Origin of the sequence: Nocardia sp. NPDC051990, from assembly GCF_040680755.1 — a bacterium.
Lineage (GTDB): Bacteria > Actinomycetota > Actinomycetes > Mycobacteriales > Mycobacteriaceae > Nocardia.
The window spans coordinates 138748-154857 of sequence record NZ_JBFAXH010000001.1 but is presented as its reverse complement, the minus strand read 5'-3'; the positions used below and the strand labels follow the sequence as shown (position 1 = coordinate 154857).

The 16110-nt window shown below is 66.7% G+C and carries 16 protein-coding genes; 10 read left to right on the top strand and 6 right to left on the bottom strand.

All coding sequences use genetic code 11. The features are described 5' to 3' along the window. Window positions 1–325: 325 nt before the first annotated feature. From AB0L63_RS00730 to AB0L63_RS00720, 3 genes are all read left to right on the top strand, one after another. Window positions 326–2752 carry an AAA family ATPase gene (locus AB0L63_RS00730; protein WP_364492809.1) on the top strand — a complete coding sequence of 809 codons (2427 nt, stop codon included), beginning with the start codon at window positions 326–328 and terminating at the stop codon, window positions 2750–2752. Window positions 2753–2868: 116 nt separating this feature from the next. Next, window positions 2869–3003, top strand: coding sequence for a hypothetical protein (locus AB0L63_RS00725; RefSeq protein ID WP_364492807.1), 135 nt, complete (start codon window positions 2869–2871; stop codon window positions 3001–3003). Between the two features lie 389 nt (window positions 3004–3392). Next, the gene (locus AB0L63_RS00720) at window positions 3393–3752 is read left to right on the top strand and encodes a hypothetical protein (RefSeq protein ID WP_364492805.1); all 360 of its coding nucleotides are present in this window, start codon (window positions 3393–3395) and stop codon (window positions 3750–3752) included. Window positions 3753–4098: 346 nt separating this feature from the next. On the opposite strand, the gene AB0L63_RS00715 is transcribed toward AB0L63_RS00720, so the two are convergent. Next, window positions 4099–4224: a hypothetical protein gene (locus AB0L63_RS00715; protein ID WP_364492803.1), complete on the bottom strand. Its 126-nt coding sequence runs from the start codon at window positions 4222–4224 to the stop codon at window positions 4099–4101. A gap of 250 nt (window positions 4225–4474) precedes the next feature. On the opposite strand from AB0L63_RS00715, the gene AB0L63_RS00710 reads away from it, so the two are divergent. Beyond that, window positions 4475–4864: a YchJ family metal-binding protein gene (locus AB0L63_RS00710; protein WP_364492801.1), complete on the top strand. Its 390-nt coding sequence runs from the start codon at window positions 4475–4477 to the stop codon at window positions 4862–4864. Between the two features lie 17 nt (window positions 4865–4881). Continuing rightward, window positions 4882–5175 (top strand): SelT/SelW/SelH family protein, encoded by a 294-nt coding sequence (locus AB0L63_RS00705; RefSeq protein ID WP_364492799.1) that lies wholly within the window; start codon window positions 4882–4884, stop codon window positions 5173–5175. A 17-nt stretch (window positions 5176–5192) separates the two neighbouring features. Here AB0L63_RS00705 and AB0L63_RS00700 read toward each other — a convergent pair whose 3' ends face one another. Next, window positions 5193–5420, bottom strand: a complete 228-nt coding sequence (locus tag AB0L63_RS00700) for a zinc ribbon domain-containing protein (protein ID WP_364492797.1) — start codon at window positions 5418–5420, stop codon at window positions 5193–5195. A 156-nt stretch (window positions 5421–5576) separates the two neighbouring features. On the opposite strand from AB0L63_RS00700, the gene AB0L63_RS00695 reads away from it, so the two are divergent. After that, complete coding sequence (locus AB0L63_RS00695) at window positions 5577–7184, top strand: carboxylesterase/lipase family protein (RefSeq protein ID WP_364492795.1); 1608 nt, start codon at window positions 5577–5579, stop codon at window positions 7182–7184. A 40-nt stretch (window positions 7185–7224) separates the two neighbouring features. Here the strand turns inward: AB0L63_RS00695 and AB0L63_RS00690 are convergent, their stop codons facing one another. The 3 genes from AB0L63_RS00690 to rfbD all read right to left on the bottom strand — a co-directional run bounded on the left by AB0L63_RS00690 (window position 7225) and on the right by rfbD (window position 10362). After that, window positions 7225–8304 carry an NDP-sugar synthase gene (locus AB0L63_RS00690; RefSeq protein WP_364492793.1) on the bottom strand — a complete coding sequence of 360 codons (1080 nt, stop codon included), beginning with the start codon at window positions 8302–8304 and terminating at the stop codon, window positions 7225–7227. A 215-nt stretch (window positions 8305–8519) separates the two neighbouring features. After that, window positions 8520–9404: a glycosyltransferase family 2 protein gene (locus tag AB0L63_RS00685; RefSeq protein ID WP_364492791.1), complete on the bottom strand. Its 885-nt coding sequence runs from the start codon at window positions 9402–9404 to the stop codon at window positions 8520–8522. Window positions 9405–9495: 91 nt separating this feature from the next. Continuing rightward, on the bottom strand, window positions 9496–10362 hold the full coding sequence (gene rfbD / locus AB0L63_RS00680) for a dTDP-4-dehydrorhamnose reductase (RefSeq protein WP_364492789.1): 867 nt from the start codon (window positions 10360–10362) through the stop codon (window positions 9496–9498). 304 nt (window positions 10363–10666) lie between these two features. Here rfbD and AB0L63_RS00675 point away from each other — a divergent pair, with 304 nt between their 5' ends. The 3 genes from AB0L63_RS00675 (at window position 10667) to AB0L63_RS00665 (ending at window position 14234) form a co-directional block, all read left to right on the top strand. Beyond that, window positions 10667–12076 carry an LCP family protein gene (locus AB0L63_RS00675; protein ID WP_364493916.1) on the top strand — a complete coding sequence of 470 codons (1410 nt, stop codon included), beginning with the start codon at window positions 10667–10669 and terminating at the stop codon, window positions 12074–12076. Between the two features lie 18 nt (window positions 12077–12094). After that, a complete protein-coding gene (locus AB0L63_RS00670; protein ID WP_364492787.1) occupies window positions 12095–12817 on the top strand; it encodes a TIGR03089 family protein in 723 nt (240 codons plus the stop codon). Window positions 12818–12920: 103 nt separating this feature from the next. Then, window positions 12921–14234 carry a cytochrome P450 gene (locus AB0L63_RS00665; RefSeq protein ID WP_364492785.1) on the top strand — a complete coding sequence of 438 codons (1314 nt, stop codon included), beginning with the start codon at window positions 12921–12923 and terminating at the stop codon, window positions 14232–14234. A 12-nt stretch (window positions 14235–14246) separates the two neighbouring features. Here AB0L63_RS00665 and AB0L63_RS00660 read toward each other — a convergent pair whose 3' ends face one another. Further along, complete coding sequence (locus tag AB0L63_RS00660) at window positions 14247–15260, bottom strand: NAD(P)/FAD-dependent oxidoreductase (protein WP_364492783.1); 1014 nt, start codon at window positions 15258–15260, stop codon at window positions 14247–14249. A 234-nt stretch (window positions 15261–15494) separates the two neighbouring features. Between AB0L63_RS00660 and AB0L63_RS00655 the strand changes: the two genes are divergently transcribed. After that, window positions 15495–16082 carry an XRE family transcriptional regulator gene (locus tag AB0L63_RS00655; RefSeq protein WP_364492781.1) on the top strand — a complete coding sequence of 196 codons (588 nt, stop codon included), beginning with the start codon at window positions 15495–15497 and terminating at the stop codon, window positions 16080–16082. Window positions 16083–16110: the final 28 nt, after the last annotated feature.

Below are 16110 nucleotides of genomic sequence, written 5' to 3'. Positions count from 1 at the left end.
CAGATTCGGCAGGAAAAGTGTCTTGCGCTGGTTGTCTGATTCTGGCATTCTGTCCTGTTCGGCTCCGACCGAGCCACCCAAATCGGGTGACACACATCGAGCTGCCCGCCGGGGTTGGCGAGGGGTGGACATCGAGCGGGGCCCAGCCTGTTCGATGGCCATACCATCCCCGCGGGCAGATTCGCTTTTCCCCTCCCGACCACGCGAAACGGCGCAGCTGTGGGCGAATTCGACGCCATCGGGTAGCGTTTCGCTGAGCTTTCAACAGTGATCCCCAAGCGGGGTTGGAGGATGTGCCGCGGTTCGGTGGTGTAGGGAGTTACCCATGCGTACAGATCCCGGAACCGATACTGCGGCGGTGCCCCGCCTGACCGAAGTGGTATCCCGGCGGCTCGCGGCGGACCCTGCGGTCACCCCCGATGTGGCGCATGCCGTGCTCAGCACCCTCGGCGGTGGCAAATCTGATGATCTGACAACCGAATTCGACGGCTCCGGCATCTTCCTGCGTGCAATCCGGGTACGCGGCTTCCGGGGCATCGGCCCCGAGGCGACGCTTCAGCTGCCGCCGGGGCCCGGCCTCACCTTGGTGGTGGGCCGCAACGGCAGTGGTAAGTCGAGCTTCGCCGAGGCCGCCGAACTGGTGCTCACCGGCAGCAATCGCCGCTGGGACGGTCGCTCGGCGGCGTGGCGCGAGGGCTGGCGGAATCTGCACGACGGCGCCGAGGCGCGCATCGATCTCGAATTGCTCACTGCCGGGCCAGATCCCGAACTGACCATCACCAAAGAGTGGTCGCCGCAGGCCGATCTCGGCCAGGCACACTGGACCGAGCAGCGACCAGGCGCCGCGCCAACGGATTTCGACGGCGATCGTTGGGCGGGTTTGCTGGAACTGTATCGCCCCTTCTTGTCATACAGCGAACTCGGCGCGCTCGTCGACGGCAAACCGAGCGATCTGTTCGACGCGCTGCACCGGCTGCTCGGCCTCGACGAATTGACCGTGGCGCAGGAGCGGATTCGCACCCGCCGACTGGAATTCGAACGCGCCGCACGGGATTCGCGTCAGGAACGCATCGAATTGGTGACCGCGCTCGGTGCGGTGGCCGACGACCGTGCGGTGCGGATGGCGGCGTTGCTGCGCCCGGACCGCCCCGATCTCACGGCCGTCGGTCGCGAAATCCTCGGCACGGCAGAGAATCCGGTGGGGCCGGATGGGTTGCGGGCCATCGTGCGGCTGGTCTTGCCCTCGGGCGCCGAGGTGGAAGCCATCGCCGCGCGCCTCGAAGAGTGCCGCGTGGTGCTTGCTCGCGATTCGACCGCGGACGCCGAGGCTGATCTGCGCGTATTGGAATTGCTGCGGCAAGCGCGCGCTCATCTCGGAGCCAGCGGGGAATGTGCGTGCCCGGTCTGCGGGCGTGGGGAATTGGACGCGACGTGGTTGCGTGGTGCGGAAGCTGCCATTGCCGAGCTGACCTCGCGAGTCGACGCGCTCGCGAGCGCTCGGGCCGCGCTGCGGCAGGCCGTCCGCGACGCCCGCGCGCTACCGGACCACATCCCCCCGGAACTGGATTTCGATCCGCGCAATCCGCCTACCGTCGACACCACCGCGGTGCGTCGCGCCTGGACGGACTGGGCGGCGCTTACCGGTGCCGATTACACGCCCGATCTGCCGGATCGGCTGCGCGGTGCGCATACCCGCCTGGTGGACGAACTCGAGTTGCTGCAGCAGGGCACCCGTAAGGAACTGAACCGCCTCGACGAGGTGTGGTCGCCCCTGGTGCCGCGCATCACCGGCTGGCTGGAGGGGGCCCGCGCGGTCGTCGCGAACGGCAGCGAACTGCGCACACTCAAGCGTGCCGAGGATTGGCTCAAATCCGCGACGGCCGGATTGCGCGGGGAGCGGATGGCGCCGCTGGAAACCACGGCGCGCTGGGTATGGCGCACACTGCGTCAGCAGAGCAATGTCGAACTCGGTGCGATTCGATTGCAGGGCAATGCCGGAACCGCGCGGCGGGTGCTGCTCGATGTCACCGTCGACGAGGTGGACGGTGCCGCGCTCGGGGTGATGAGTCAGGGCGAGCTGCACGCTCTGGGACTTTCGCTGTTTCTGCCGCGAGCGACGGTGGAGGACAGTCCTTTTCGCTTCGTCATGATCGATGACCCGGTGCAGGCCATGGATCCGGCGAAGGTGGACGGACTGGCCAGGGTGCTCGAGGTCATGGCGTGGACACGGCAGGTGATCGTCTTCACCCATGACGAGCGGCTGGCCGAGGCGGTGCGGCGTATGCAACTCGACGCCAGCGTGCTGGAGGTGCAGCGCCGCGAGCGATCGGTAGTGGAAGTACGCGTATCCAGCGACCCCATCCGCCGCTACCTCGATGACGCCCGCTCCCTCGTCCGCACGCCCCAACTCCCCCCGGCGATCGCCGATGAACTGGTGGCCACCTGTTGCCGCTCTGCCGTGGAAGCGGCCAGCCTGGCCAGAGCCCGGCGCAATCTGCTCGCCGAAGGCATGGACCACCGCGAGGTCGAACGCCATATCGAAGGCGCCCAGACAACCCGCGCCATGGTCGCATTGGCGGTCATGGGTATCGAGGGCCGAGTGGACGACCTCAACAAACATCTCGCCCGCGAAGGCAAATGGGTCGTCGACGCCCTCCGCGACGCCACCGCGGGTGCCCACGTCCCGATCGGCCGCAGCATGCGCGACCTGATCGCGGACACCGAGAAGTTCGTCGGCTGGCTACGCCGATGAACGACTGCCGCGCATCGACAGTCCGGAGGCGGCGGTGAGTTCGCGTGATAACGCGGGCACGTCGGACGACGGCCGGGCGCGAGATGGTGATCAACAGGGCAACGCGGAAGTGCGGGGTGCTGGTGATCACGGGCGCACCGGGGATGGTGTCGGCCTTCGAGGTGCTGCGGATCAGCCGAGCGGCGAGAATCTGCGGGGTGCTGTTGGTCGGCCAGACGTGGCGGAACGGCAGGCCGGGGGAGATCGGCTAGGCGATGCGGACCCTCGAGGTGTTGAGGAATGGCAGGGTGGGGGGAGTCGGCGAGGAGTCGATGGGCAGCAGGGCGGTGCTGGGCTGCCGGAGGTAGCGGGTCGTCAAGCCGGTGGGGGTATAGGCGGTGCTGAGGGGCGACGTGACGATGCGGATCGGAAAGACAGTGGTTCACGAGGGAAGTCGATCGGGCAGGGCGGAATCGGCTGGGCGGGAAGCCAAGCCGGGGCAGGCGGGTCGGGTGACTCGGGCTGGGCAGGCGGCGCGGGTCGACAAGGGCGTAAAACTCGGCGGGGCATGGGGGCTCGGCAGCGGAGGGCGGGTGGCGGAGGTCGGCGGGGCGGTGCGCGTACTCCGGGGACTGGGAAACCGCATCCGCCGCGGCCGACGGTGGCCGAGCGATTCGATGCGGTGGATCGGCTGCTCGACGGGTCGGTGACCGATGCCGACGGGCTGTGGTCACGGGCGACGGTGTGGATTCTGCGGCTCGCGCTCGAGCAGTCCGTCGACGAGTTGTGGCTGAAGGTGGCACCGGAATTGGCGCGCTGTCCGATGCGCGCCCAACTGCTCGGCCTGCGCGTCTTCGCGGGCGACGACACCGCCGCACAGGTCGCGACGGTATGGGCGGCCCTGTCCCGCGCTGCCCACCACCACGATTACGAACTCGCCCCGAGCGTCACCGAACTACGCCGCTGGCGCGAGCAGACCGCCGCGATCGCCACCTCACTAGCCACAGCCGTCACTCGCTGACCAACGCATTGCCACTGCCGCGCATTGATGTAGCGGCGCATTGCTAGCGTCGCCCACCGGTGCAGTAGCCGTGGGCGCATCGGCCCGCGTCGCCACGTTGGAACGTGATCGACAATCTGCCCGAGGCTTGGTGCTGTGGCGGCCTCCGCGTCCGGCCTAGCTCTGCTGGGCGTGGCCCAACTTCATCTGTGCCGCGTGGGTCGACGCTGCGGCGCATCGGCACGGCCGCGCGTGGGTTCGGTGGCGGAAAGTGCAGCCGCCGATCGGCACGCCCGCGCAACTGCGGACCAGTGCGCAGTCGATCCATCGAAGCTATTGCGCCGCATTGCCTTAGCGGCGCGTGGTATCAGGACGAACCGAACAGCCCGATGATGCTGGTCAGTAGCGAAATGCTGGTCGAGGCAATCGCGGAACCGGTACCCAAGATATTCAACAGATTCAGCAGTCCCATGGCGGGCTCCTTGATCGTCATCGACACTTCCCCACGTTCACACCGTGATTCGTCGCTCCGAAGTCCCCGGATCGCCGCCGTCAGCACCTTGACGCGACACTCCGCATGACACGCCGGACCATCGCCACTCCGAAATCCATTCGCGCCGTTGAGCCCCCGAGCATCGGATCAAGATCAGGTGGAATCCACGGCGGCATCGCCCGAGAAGCCCCCGCCACCATTTCCACCTGATCTTGATCAAGGGGCGTGCGACGAGCAAGATTCTCCAGTTATGGATGAGTCGGAGCTGTGCCCGTGTAAGCATGGGGAGGGGTTCGGGGTCTGTTGTGGAATGGTGCTGGCGGGGGAGCGGTCCGCGGCGACGGCCGAGGCGCTGATGCGTTCGCGCTACACCGCATTCGCGGTCGGCGATACCGAATACCTGCTGCGGTCCTGGCATCCGCGCACCCGACCGCGGACGCTCGAACTGGATCCGGACCAGCGCTGGCTGTTCCTGGAAATCGTGCGCACCGAGCGCGGCGGACCGTTCGACGACACCGGCACCGTGGAATTCATCGCCCACTACCGGGCCGACGGTAGACGCGGATCTCTGCACGAGATCAGCACATTCAACCGCGTGGACGGCGCCTGGGTCTACCTCGACGGCATCATCGAACCGTGACGGGTAGCGTGCCACCCATGCCACGTGTCGCGATCGAATACTGCACGCAATGCCGCTGGCTGCTGCGCGCGAGCTGGATGGCGCAGGAATTGCTGAACACCTTCGCCACCGAACTCGGTGAGGTGGCGCTGATACCCGGCACAGGCGGCGTCTTCCGCATCTCCATCGACGGCGACCAGATCTGGGAGCGCAAGGCGGACGGCGGGTTCCCGGATATCGCGGTACTCAAGCAGCGCGTGCGCGATCGCGTCGCACCGGACCGTGATCTCGGCCACGCCGACGAGCGGGACTCGTCGTCCGACCGAGCGTGATATCGACCACGCCGGATTCAGGAGCAGCAGCCGCCACCGCAGCACCCGCCACCAGCGGGTCGCGGTGCGGGCGTGGGCGCCGTGGCACCGCCCCCACCCCTGCTGACCGTAGCAAATGTGGTCAGCAGCTTGACCGTGTCAGTGTGGCCGTTCGGGCAGGCCGCAGGATTAGACGCCTCCGCCATCGGACGGTTGACCTCGAAAGTGTCACCACAGCTGCGGCACCGGAAGTTATAACTCGGCATCGGGCCAGCGTAGCGCCAAGGGTGAGAGGTGCTTGATCATCTATCCCACTATCCAACTGGACGTACTCTCGAATGAGAGATCGCTAGGTGCTTGGACCCGGCCGGAGCAAACTCACAGCGCACTGCCCGGGTCGTAGGCAGGAGGTGCGGAAGGACATGAGCGAGCGGAGCGAGCGAATCAAAGGCGCAACCACTCAGTTCGAGGTAGAACCCGGCTCCGAGGTCGGCGACACCGAACCGGTCGCGCAAACGACCTGGGGCCGCGTGAGCGGACGCTGGGACGGACCGGTCGCGGTGTGGCGCAGCATTCCGTACGCGGCGGCGCCGTCCGGTCCGAACCGTTTCCGGCCGCCACTGCCGCCGCGGCCATGGGACGGAATTCGCGAGTGCACGGCTTTCGGCGAGATCGCCCCGCAGACAATGGGCACTATGGTCCCGGTCGATTCCGGCCTGCGGATGGGGGAGGACTGTCTGTGGCTGAATGTGTGGTCACCGCGCAGTTCCGCCGATACCGGTGCGCCGCGGCCGGTGCTGGTGTGGTTGCACGGTGGCGCCTACTGCCTCGGCACTGCGGCCCAGGCGATCTACGATGGTCGCAAGCTGGCCGAAGCCGGCGACGTTGTGGTGGTGACGGTCAATTACCGCCTCGGCGCGCTCGGTTTCCTCGATTTGTCCTCACTCTCCGACGATTTCACGCCGAATCTCGGTCTGCACGACCAGATCGCCGCACTGCACTGGGTCCGCGACAATATCGCCGCATTCGGCGGCGATCCGGGCAATGTGACCCTGTTCGGTGAATCCTCCGGCGCCGGATGTGTGACCGCACTGCTGACCGCACCGCCCGCGGTCGGGCTGTTCCACCAGGCGATCGCGCAAAGCCCGCCCGCGACAACGGTTTTCGGCCAGGCGCGGGCAGCCGCTGTGGCCCAACGCTTTCTGGAACTGATCGAACTACCGTATTCCCGTGCGAGCGAATTGCTGGAATGCCCGATCGAACGGATCGTAACCGCCGCGGGCGTGCTGCTGGACGAGATTCCATTGCAGGAGCCGGGCCGACTGGCCGCCGCGCCCGTCGTCGACGGCGATCTGGTCCCGACCTATCCGATCGATCGCTTCCAACAGGGCCGCTCGCATCGCGTGCCCCTGATCATCGGCACCAATAAGGACGAGGCCTCGCTGTTCCGCGTCTTCCGCTCGCCGATCATGCCGGTGACCCCGGACGCGGTGAACGTCATGCTGCGCGATGTGGCCGCCAACCATCCGGACATGTCGCCCGAGCGCATCGCCGAAATCACCTCGGCATACCCGGATCTCGCGAAAATTCGTGGCGCACTTGCCATGTCGACTGACGCAGCCTTCCGGATGCCAGCCCACTGGGTCGCCGACGGCCACGCCAAGCACTCACCGACCTGGACGTACCGCTTCGACCACGCCACCCCCATGCTGAAGGCGGCCCGCGTCGGCGCTGGTCATGCCACCGAATTGCCTTATGTCTTCGGCAATTTCGGCACCCTGAACCATGACCCCACCTTCTGGCTCGGCGGCCGCAAGGTAGCGATGGAAGTCTCCGGCCGCATGCAACGCCGCTGGCTCGCCTTCGCCGCCCACGGTGTCCCGGCTGCGATAGACGGCTCCAAACATTGGCCGCCCTACCGCCCCGGCACGCGCACCACCCTCCTCATCGACAATCTCGACCGCGTAGTCGACAACCTGGACCGCGATCTGCACACTGCATGGGGCGAACAAGCCGTCGGCTTCAGCTGAGGTCCACGCGCACACGCACGATGCGAAGTGCGCCTACGTATTACACGTCCGTGGAGAAGCGGATGCCACCGTCTGGAATGTCGACGCCGGGCCAGATGCGGGCACCGCGCAGTAGTTCGCAGCGGGCGCCGACATTCGCGCCGTCACCGATAACGGCGTCGCGGACCAGCGCGCGGGGACCGATGCGCGCGCCGAAGCCGATGATCGAACGCTCCACGGTGGCACCTGCCTCGATACGGGCGCCGTCGAACAGCACCGCGCCGTCGAGGCGAGCACCCGCGCCGACTTCGGCGCCGCGACCGACCACGGTGCCGCCGATGAGCAAGGCACCCGGGGCGACACCGGCACCCTCGTGGACCAGCGACTCACCACGCTGACCGGGTAGGGCCGGGGAGGGAGCGATGCCACGGACCAGATCGGCCGAACCACGGACGAAATCCTCCGGGGTACCCATATCGCGCCAGTAGGAGGAGTCGACGTGACCCTGCACATGGGCACCTTCGGCCAGCAGCGCCGGGAATACCTCGCGCTCCACCGACACCGGCCGCCCCACCGGGATCTTCTCGATGTATTCGCGCCGAAAGACATAACAACCGGCATTGATCTGATCGGTCGGCGGATCCTGCGTCTTCTCCAGGAACGCGGTGACCCGCCCCTGCTCGTCGGTCGGCACACAGCCGAACGCGCGTGGATCGCTCACCCGAACCAGATGCAGCGTCACATCCGCATGTGTGGACTCGTGGGTATCCAGGATCGCACCGAGATCGGTGCCGCCGAGCACGTCGCCGTTGAACACCATGATGTTGTCGGCGCGCAGCTTGGGCAGCACATTGCGGATGCCACCGCCGGTGCCGAGCGGTTCGGTCTCGGTGACGTACTCGAGCTCCAGGCCAAGGTCGGCGCCGTCACCGAAGTGTTCCTCGAAGACCTCCGCCTTGAACGAGGTGCCGAGCACGACATGGGTGATTCCGGCGTCTGCGATGCGGGCGAGCAGATGGGTCAGGAACGGCAGTCCAGCCGTCGGCAGCATCGGCTTGGGCGCCGACAGGGTGAGCGGACGTAACCGCGTGCCCTGGCCGCCGACCAGAATCACGGCGTCGGTGCCTGCATTTCCTGCCATCATGCTCCCATGTTCACAGTGGATCGTGTGCTCGGTAGTGCGCCCGCTGGGTACCGTCACCAGTTTCGGTACCCAGCGATGCGGATTCGGCACCCTTGCGTGCCGAACTTGTGACGTTACAGCGTGTCCGGAAACCAGTTTCGGCACTTCCAGGCACCTATCCTGCTCGGATGTCCTCCGTGCGTGTCACGAGACTGCGCACTTCGGTTTCCGCTTCATCCGATGTGACGCAGCGCCGATCGAACCGCAATTCGGGAACGGACCGCAAGTCCGGCCCGCAACGCCAACCGCAACGGCGCCTGCCACCAGTGCGGATGGCGATCGGCCTGGAATCGGTACGCACTCGCGTGGTGCGCAGGGAGCATCACTTCGGGATGGCGTCCGGCCGCATGTCCCTTGGCGTGGGTGACCTCGGCGTCGGGCACGAAGACGTTGTGCCAACCCGCCTTGCCCATCCGGTCGCCGAAGTCCACATCTTCCATGTACATGAAGTATCGCGAGTCGAAGCCGTCGATCGAATCGAAGGCTGCGCGCCGCACCAGCAGACACGAACCGGACAGCCAGCCGACGGCCCGTTCGGAGAGCTGTTCGTTGTCCTGGCGGTAGCGCAGGGTCCACGGATTCGACGGCCACACCGTGCCGAGAATCGCGTGTCCGGCGCCGTCGAGCAGTCCGGGCACCGAGCGTGCGGACGGGTAGACGCTGCCGTCGGGCTCGCGCACCATCGGCCCGAGCGCGCCCGCCCGCGGCCAGCGCTTCGCCGCGGCGAGCATTTCGTCGATGGAATCGGTGCCCCAGCGAATGTCCGGATTGGCGATGACGATGAATTCAACACTCGGATCGATCTCCGCGACCGCCCGGTTGATCGCGCCGCCGTAGCCGATATTCCCGCCGGTCCGCAGCAGTCGCACGTGCGCGTTCGCCTCCGCCGCCAGCTCCGGCGCACCGTCGACCGAACCGTTGTCGGCCAGGATCACCTGCGGTTTTTCGCTGGTGGCCGCGGCCAGGGTGGTGATGAAGTGCTCGAGATGCTCGCCGGGTGAATAAGTCACCGTGACGACGACAAGACCGCCGGGGGTTGGGGATCCGGAATCACTCACGACTGCGCCTCGCTGACACTCGGTTCCATCGTGCGCGATTGCACGTTGTGTTGATGGTTCACTCGCTGACGCTCCCTCACGGCCATGCAGCCTACTGTGACAACCCTGATAGCACGTCCCCGAGTGCGACCTTCCACGGCCGCAAAGGCGTCAGTCCGGCATCGGCCCAGGAACGGTTGGACAACACCGAATATGCCGGGCGCCGTGCGGGTCTCGCAAATGTGGTCGAGTCACACGAGTGCACCCGAGTCGGATCCGCGCCGACTCCGGCGAATATCGCGCGCGCGAATTCGAACCAGCTGACCTGGCCGGAGTTGGTGGCGTGCAGCACTCGCGGCGCATCTGGCCGACCCGCCAATTCGAGGAGTCCGGTGGCCAGATCGCCGGCGTAGGTCGGGGAGCCGAGTTGGTCCTCGACCACATCGAGGGTGTCGCGTTCGCGTTCCAGCCGCAGCATGGTCGCGACGAAATCGCTTCCGCGCCCGGTGTATACCCACGCCGTTCGCACCACATGGGCATGTGGCGCGGTTTTCAGCACGGCCTGTTCGCCTGCCAATTTCGATCGGCCGTAGACGGTGGCGGGCTCGGTCGGGTCGTCGGTGTCGTAGGGCTTGTCGTGGTTTCCGGCGAATACGTAGTCGGTCGAGATATGGATCAATCGGGCAGCCACCCGCGCACAGGCGGTGGCGAGGACGGCCGGTCCGGTCGCGTTGACCGCGAAGGCGGCCTCGGGATCGGATTCGGCCTGGTCGACGGCGGTGTAGGCGGCGCAGTTCAGCACGACATCACCCGGTTCGAGTGCGGCGCGCACCGCGGCCGCGTCGGTGATGTCCAATTCGTCGCGACCGAAGGCGCGGGCATCGGGTGCGCGGCGCAACAGTTCGCGTCCCAACTGCCCACCTGCTCCGGTCACGACGAGGCGCGCGGCTACGGTCGAGGAGGGCGATATCGCGGTCACGGGCACGAGTCTGGCACGCCGTAGCACCTGCGGTTGGGGTCCGCCGTGGTAGCCGTTGGTTAGCCTTGAGGCAACGGATACGGGGGCTACCGGACGCGGGGCGTCGAGTCAGCGCCGCGTCGGCTTCGACGAAACCGGCGCTGCGCGGTCGCAACATCAGCTGGGAGCGCTCGGGCAAGCACAGCCCGCTTGGGCGGGATGCTCGGTTCGGCGAGAGGATGCAGTGGTGCCGCAGAAGGTGAGGGCGACAGCGTCGTCGCGACTGGCCGAGGCTGGGGCCGGCTTGGGTCCGCTGCGCGCGTTCGTGGCTGTCGGTGCGGTGCTGGTCCTGCTCATCACCGGATTCGCCTGGCACAGTGTGGACTCGCTGATCTCGAATATCGAACGCATCGGCGGCCTCGGCCTCGGCGGTGGCCGCGACGGCGCCGTGGACATCCTGCTGGTCGGTGTGGACAGCCGCACCGACGCGCACGGCAATCCACTCAGCAGCGGCGAGCGCGCCCTGTTGCACGCGGGCGATGAGGTCGGCACCAATACCGACACCATTGTGCTGGTTCGCGTGCCGAACGACGGCCGCTCCGCCAGCGCCATCTCCATCCCACGCGACTCCTATGTCGACATTCCGGGCGTCGGCAAAGGCAAGATCAACTCGGCCTACGGCTCGACCAAGGAAACCCAGCGGCTCGAGCTGATCAAGCAGGGCGTTTCAGCGGCCGAGGCGGAAAAACAGTCGACCCAGGCGGGCCGCCAGGCGCTGATCAAGACCGTGGCCAATCTCACGGGTATCACCGTCGACCACTACGCCGAGGTCAGTTTGGTCGGTTTCGTGCTGCTGACCGATGCGGTCGGCGGGGTCGAGGTATGCCTGAACAATTCCGTGGACGAATGGATGTCCGGCGCCGACTTCCGGGTGGGTCGCCAGAAGCTCAACGGGCCACAGGCTTTGAGCTTCGTGCGCCAGCGCCATGAGCTGCCGCGCGGCGATCTGGACCGGATCGTGCGCCAGCAGGTCTTCATGGCGCAGTTGGTCGGCCAGGTGCTCAGCGCCAAGACACTGAGCAATCCAGGCAAAATGCGAAATCTCAGCGATGCGGTCGGGCGCACCATCGTACTAGACGACGATTGGAACGTGCTCGCGTTTCTGCAACAGCTGAAGAATCTTTCGGGCGGTCAGGTCAGTTTCGAGACGATTCCGGTCGCCGATCTCAACGACACGACCAGCGAGGGTGAATCGGTCGTGCGGGTGGATCCGAAGGCGGTCAAGTCGTTTGTGGCATCGCTGGTCGACGGCAAGTCCGATGATCACGCCGAGCCGACGATCGATCCGGCATCGATGAGCGTCAGCGTGTTCAACGCGAGCGGGATCGGCGGGCTAGCCGGTCAGGTGGCACAGGTGTTGACAGCCAAGGGATTCCAGCAGGGATTGGTCGGCAACTACACCGGGCCCAGCGTCACCAGCAGTCGAGTACTCGCGTTGGATACTTCGAACCCGAAGGCCAGGGAGGTCGCTAAGGCACTCGGCGGGCTGACGGTCATCGCGGACACCACGTTGTCCCCGGATTCGGTCAGCGTCGTGCTGACGAGCGACTATTCTGGTCCCGGCTCGACCGCGGGCCGTATGTTCGACTTCTCCGGAACGTCGAGAACCGCTACGCCCGTGCCGCCGGCCCCACCGATCGACGCAGGCCAGAATGGACCGAAATGCGTGAATTGACCATGCGTGAATTGACCGATGCGTGACCACGACCATGTACTGACGCTCACCGAGGCGGTGCTGGATCCGATCCTCGAGCGCGACCCGGCTGGTCCGCGGATTACCTACTACGACGACGCCACCGGCGCTCGGATCGAACTATCCGGGCTGACCCTGGCGAACTGGGCGGCCAAGACCGCCAACCTGCTCCGCGACGAATTCGGACTGAGTCCTGGGGCGCGCGTCGCGGTGCTGCTGCCCGAACACTGGCAGACCGCCGCAGTGCTGCTCGGCTGCTGGTGGGCCGGGACCGAGGTGGTGCTCGGGCCCGATCCGGATGCCGATCTGGCGCTGGCGACCGCAGAGCGATTGGACGAGACCGACGGTATTGCGGAGGTCGCCGCGCTCTCATTGGACGCCTTCGGCATGCCGGTGCGTGATCTGCCGATCGGCATCACCGATTTCGCCACCTCCGTGCGGGTGCACGGAGACCACTTCATGCCACGCGGCGCCGGGGTGGCGCTGGACGGGATGGCGGTCTCCGAGGTGCTTGCCGTGGCTCGGAAGTCCGCTGTGCTACAAGGGTTTTCCGAGGGCGACCGAGTGCTGTCGAGCACGCCTTGGGATACCCCCGCCGAACTGATCGACGGGTTCGTCGCGGTGCTGGTCGCCGGGGCCTCGCTGGTGCAGGTGGTCAATCCGGATCCGGTGCTGCGCGAGCAGCGCATCGCATCCGAGCGGGTTACGGCGCAGCGCGGCTGATTCCCACCCCTGGTATGGGACGGCGTCCGACCACGGGACGTGCCACCCGCATCGGGGAGTCAGTACGGTGGAATTGTCGCGCGACGATGGGGTTGGTGAACAGATGAAGCCGCAATATTGGTTCCGCTGGTTATCGGTGCAGGGTGCGCCGCGGTTGGCCCTGCGCACCCAGGCGCGGCGCGGCGATCCGTTCGCCCAACTGATGGGCGGACCGGACGGTCTTGCCGACCCCTATCCACTGATCGAGCGGCTGCGCGGGCAGGGGCGGCTGCTGCGCACCTCGATCGCGTGGGCGAGTTTCGATCACGATCTGTGTCGCGCCGTCCTGCGGGATAGCCGATTCGGTGTGCGCACCACTGACGCTTTCAATATTCCGAAGCCGCTGCGGTTGCTCGCCGAGCGACTTCCCGTGCCGCCCAATCCGGTTGAGCCACCATCCATGCTGGTCATCGATCCGCCGGAGCATACGCGGATGCGCAAGCCGGTCGCCTCGGCCTTCACCCCGCGCGCGATCGGCCGATTGCGGGAACGGGTCGAGACGGTCACCGAGGAACTGCTCGGTGCGCTGCCCTCGCGCGGTTCGGCCGATCTGATCGAGTCGTATGCCGCACAGGTGCCGATCGCCATCATCTCGGAAATGCTCGGCTTCCCGGAAGAGGACCGAAAGTCATTCCTGGACTGGGGCGATCGGATGACCCCGCTGCTCGATATCGGGATTTCCTGGCGGGCGTTCCGGCGTGCGTTCGGGTCGATGGAGGTAATGAACGACTACCTCGACGACCATATCGCGCGCCTGCGCCGCGAACCGGGCGATGACATTCTCAGCAGTCTGGTCACCGCGGATGAACTCGACGATTTCGCGTTGAAGGCGACCGCCAGCCTGTTGATGGGCGCGGGTTTCGAGACCACGGTCAACCTCATCGGCAACGGTGTCGCCCAATTGGTCACTCATCCCGAACAATTGGATCGATTGCGCGCCGAACCCGATCTCTGGCCGAATGCCGTCGAAGAGGTGTTGCGCTTCGATGCGCCGGTACAGACAACGGCGCGAATCGCATCGACCGACTTGGAACTCGAGGGTGCGCGGTTGCACAAGGGCAGCACCGTGGTGCTGTCGCTGGCAGGTGCGAACCGCGATCCCGCGGTCTTCGACGATCCCGATGTCTTCGATATCGGTCGTTCGAATGCCAAGGAGCACTTGACATTCAGTAGCGGCATTCATGTCTGCCTCGGTGCGAGCCTGGCCCGGATGGAAGCGACGTACGCGCTGCAATCCTTGTTCGAGCGATTCCCGGACCTGCAACTGGATGGGAAACCGCAGCGCCGAAAGCTGTTCACGCTGCACGGATATGAGCGGATGCCGGTTCGGCTCGGGCGCCGGGCCAGCACCCCGGCTCCGGAGCCGACGACGGTCTGAGGTGCGGCCCGGCTACCTGTTGTGCCGCCCTTCGCCCAGGACGGCCTCGCGCAGTTGCGCTTCGGACTCGGCGGAGAACGGTTCGCGGTAGGCGGCAACGGCTCGGCGGGTCTGCTTGGCGACCAAATCGGCATTGATCTGGGCTGCTGCGGCGGCACCTGCCGCTGCGGCCGCGCCGACCTGGGCCGTCAGGTCGGTGATATTTCCCGCGGCCCAGACGCCGGGCACGTCGGTGCGGCCGGCGGCGTCGGTGGGGATGTATTCGCCGACTCCGGCGGGATGTTCGGTCGGTCGCAGCCCGAGTGCTGTGAGGAAGTTCGCGCGGGCCACCATCCGCGAGCCGACCGTCACGACCGCACGGGGGACCACGGTGCCGTCGCTCAATCGCACTCCCGCGATGCGGTCGTCGACGATCTCCAGCGCGGTCACCGCACCGTCCACCATGCGAATACCGCGGGCGTTCAACTCCTCGGACTGTTCGGCGGTCAGCGACGTGGTGTGCGAGAAGTACGTGACATCGGCACTCAGCTCACGGAAGAGCAGAGCCTGGTGCACCCCCATCGGGCCGGTCCCGAGCACCCCGATGGCCTGGTCGCGAACCTCCCAGCCGTGGCAGTACGGGCAATGGATCACATCGCGGCCCCAACGCTCCCGCAGTCCCGCGATCTCGGGTAGCACATCGACCAGCCCGGTGGTCACCAACAGCCGATGAGCCCGCACAGACTGGTCGCCGACCTGTACCGCGAACCCGTCGGCATCCCGCACTATGGTGGTGACCTTCCCGTTCACCACATGCCCCCCGTAGCCGCGGACCTCGGCTCGACCGCGTTCGAGCAACTCGCCCGGCGGCGTCCCGTCCCTGGCGAGCAATCCGTGCACGCTCTCGGCCGGGGCATTGCGCGGTTGGCCGGCATCGATCACCACCACCGACCGTCGCATCCTGGCCAGCATCAGCGCGCCACTCAATCCGGCCGCGCCACCGCCGACCACCACCACGTCATAGCCGTCTTTCAGCCGCTCGGTCACAGCTGCGCCTCGCTGACGCTCGGCTCCGCTGCGACCGTTGGTGCTGTGTTCACTGGTTCCCTCGCTTCGCTCGGTCACAGCTGCGCCTCGCTGACGCTCGGCTCCGCTGCGACCGTTGGTGCTGTGTTCACTGGTTCCCTCGCTCCGCTCGGTCATGACCACCTCCTCCCGACGACCATGCAAGCCGGTCGGCAAGAATGGCAAACAATATTGCCGATATGGCAAGCTGGCGGTATGGACAACGACCTCGGCCGAGCCCTCGACGCGGTCGGACCTCGGTTACGTGCGCTGCGCCGCCGGCGCGAAACCACACTGGCCGACCTCTCGACGGAAACCGGCATCTCCGTGAGCACCCTGTCGCGCCTGGAATCCGGCGCCCGGCGCCCGACCCTCGAACTACTCCTGCCGCTGGCCAAGGCGCACGGCGTCACCCTGGACGAACTCGTGGACGCGCCACCCACCGGCGACCCGCGCATCCATCTGCGTCCCATCAACCGCCACGGCATGACGTACTTGCCCCTGACTCGCCGAGCCGGCGGTATCCAGGCCTACAAACTGGTCATCCCTCCGAACACCCGCGACGAGCCCGACCCACGAACCCATGAGGGCTACGAATGGCTCTACGTCCTCAACGGCCGCCTCCGCCTGATCCTCGGCGACCACGACGTCATCCTCACCCCCGGCGAAGCCGCCGAATTCGACACCCGCGTCCCCCACTGGTTCGGCACCGCCGACCCTGAACCCGTAGAGTTCCTGAGCCTTTTCGGCAAACAAGGCGAACGCGCCCACCTCCGCACCACCCCCCGATCCCGCCCGACGTAACACCCGCAAGCTGCCGTGCCAGCCGCAA

What these genes read in the sequence shown, in the direction of transcription:
- AB0L63_RS00730 (WP_364492809.1), top strand. Translation starts at nt 326, where the DNA reads ATGCGTACAGATCCCGGAACCGATACTGCGGCGGTGCCCCGCCTGACC.
- AB0L63_RS00715 (WP_364492803.1), bottom strand. Translation starts at nt 4,224, where the DNA reads ATGACGATCAAGGAGCCCGCCATGGGACTGCTGAATCTGTTGAATATC.
- AB0L63_RS00710 (WP_364492801.1), top strand. Translation starts at nt 4,475, where the DNA reads ATGGATGAGTCGGAGCTGTGCCCGTGTAAGCATGGGGAGGGGTTCGGG.
- AB0L63_RS00705 (WP_364492799.1), top strand. Translation starts at nt 4,882, where the DNA reads ATGCCACGTGTCGCGATCGAATACTGCACGCAATGCCGCTGGCTGCTG.
- AB0L63_RS00700 (WP_364492797.1), bottom strand. Translation starts at nt 5,420, where the DNA reads ATGCCGAGTTATAACTTCCGGTGCCGCAGCTGTGGTGACACTTTCGAG.
- AB0L63_RS00695 (WP_364492795.1), top strand. Translation starts at nt 5,577, where the DNA reads ATGAGCGAGCGGAGCGAGCGAATCAAAGGCGCAACCACTCAGTTCGAG.
- AB0L63_RS00690 (WP_364492793.1), bottom strand. Translation starts at nt 8,304, where the DNA reads ATGGCAGGAAATGCAGGCACCGACGCCGTGATTCTGGTCGGCGGCCAG.
- AB0L63_RS00670 (WP_364492787.1), top strand. Translation starts at nt 12,095, where the DNA reads ATGCGTGACCACGACCATGTACTGACGCTCACCGAGGCGGTGCTGGAT.
- AB0L63_RS00665 (WP_364492785.1), top strand. Translation starts at nt 12,921, where the DNA reads ATGAAGCCGCAATATTGGTTCCGCTGGTTATCGGTGCAGGGTGCGCCG.
- AB0L63_RS00655 (WP_364492781.1), top strand. Translation starts at nt 15,495, where the DNA reads ATGGACAACGACCTCGGCCGAGCCCTCGACGCGGTCGGACCTCGGTTA.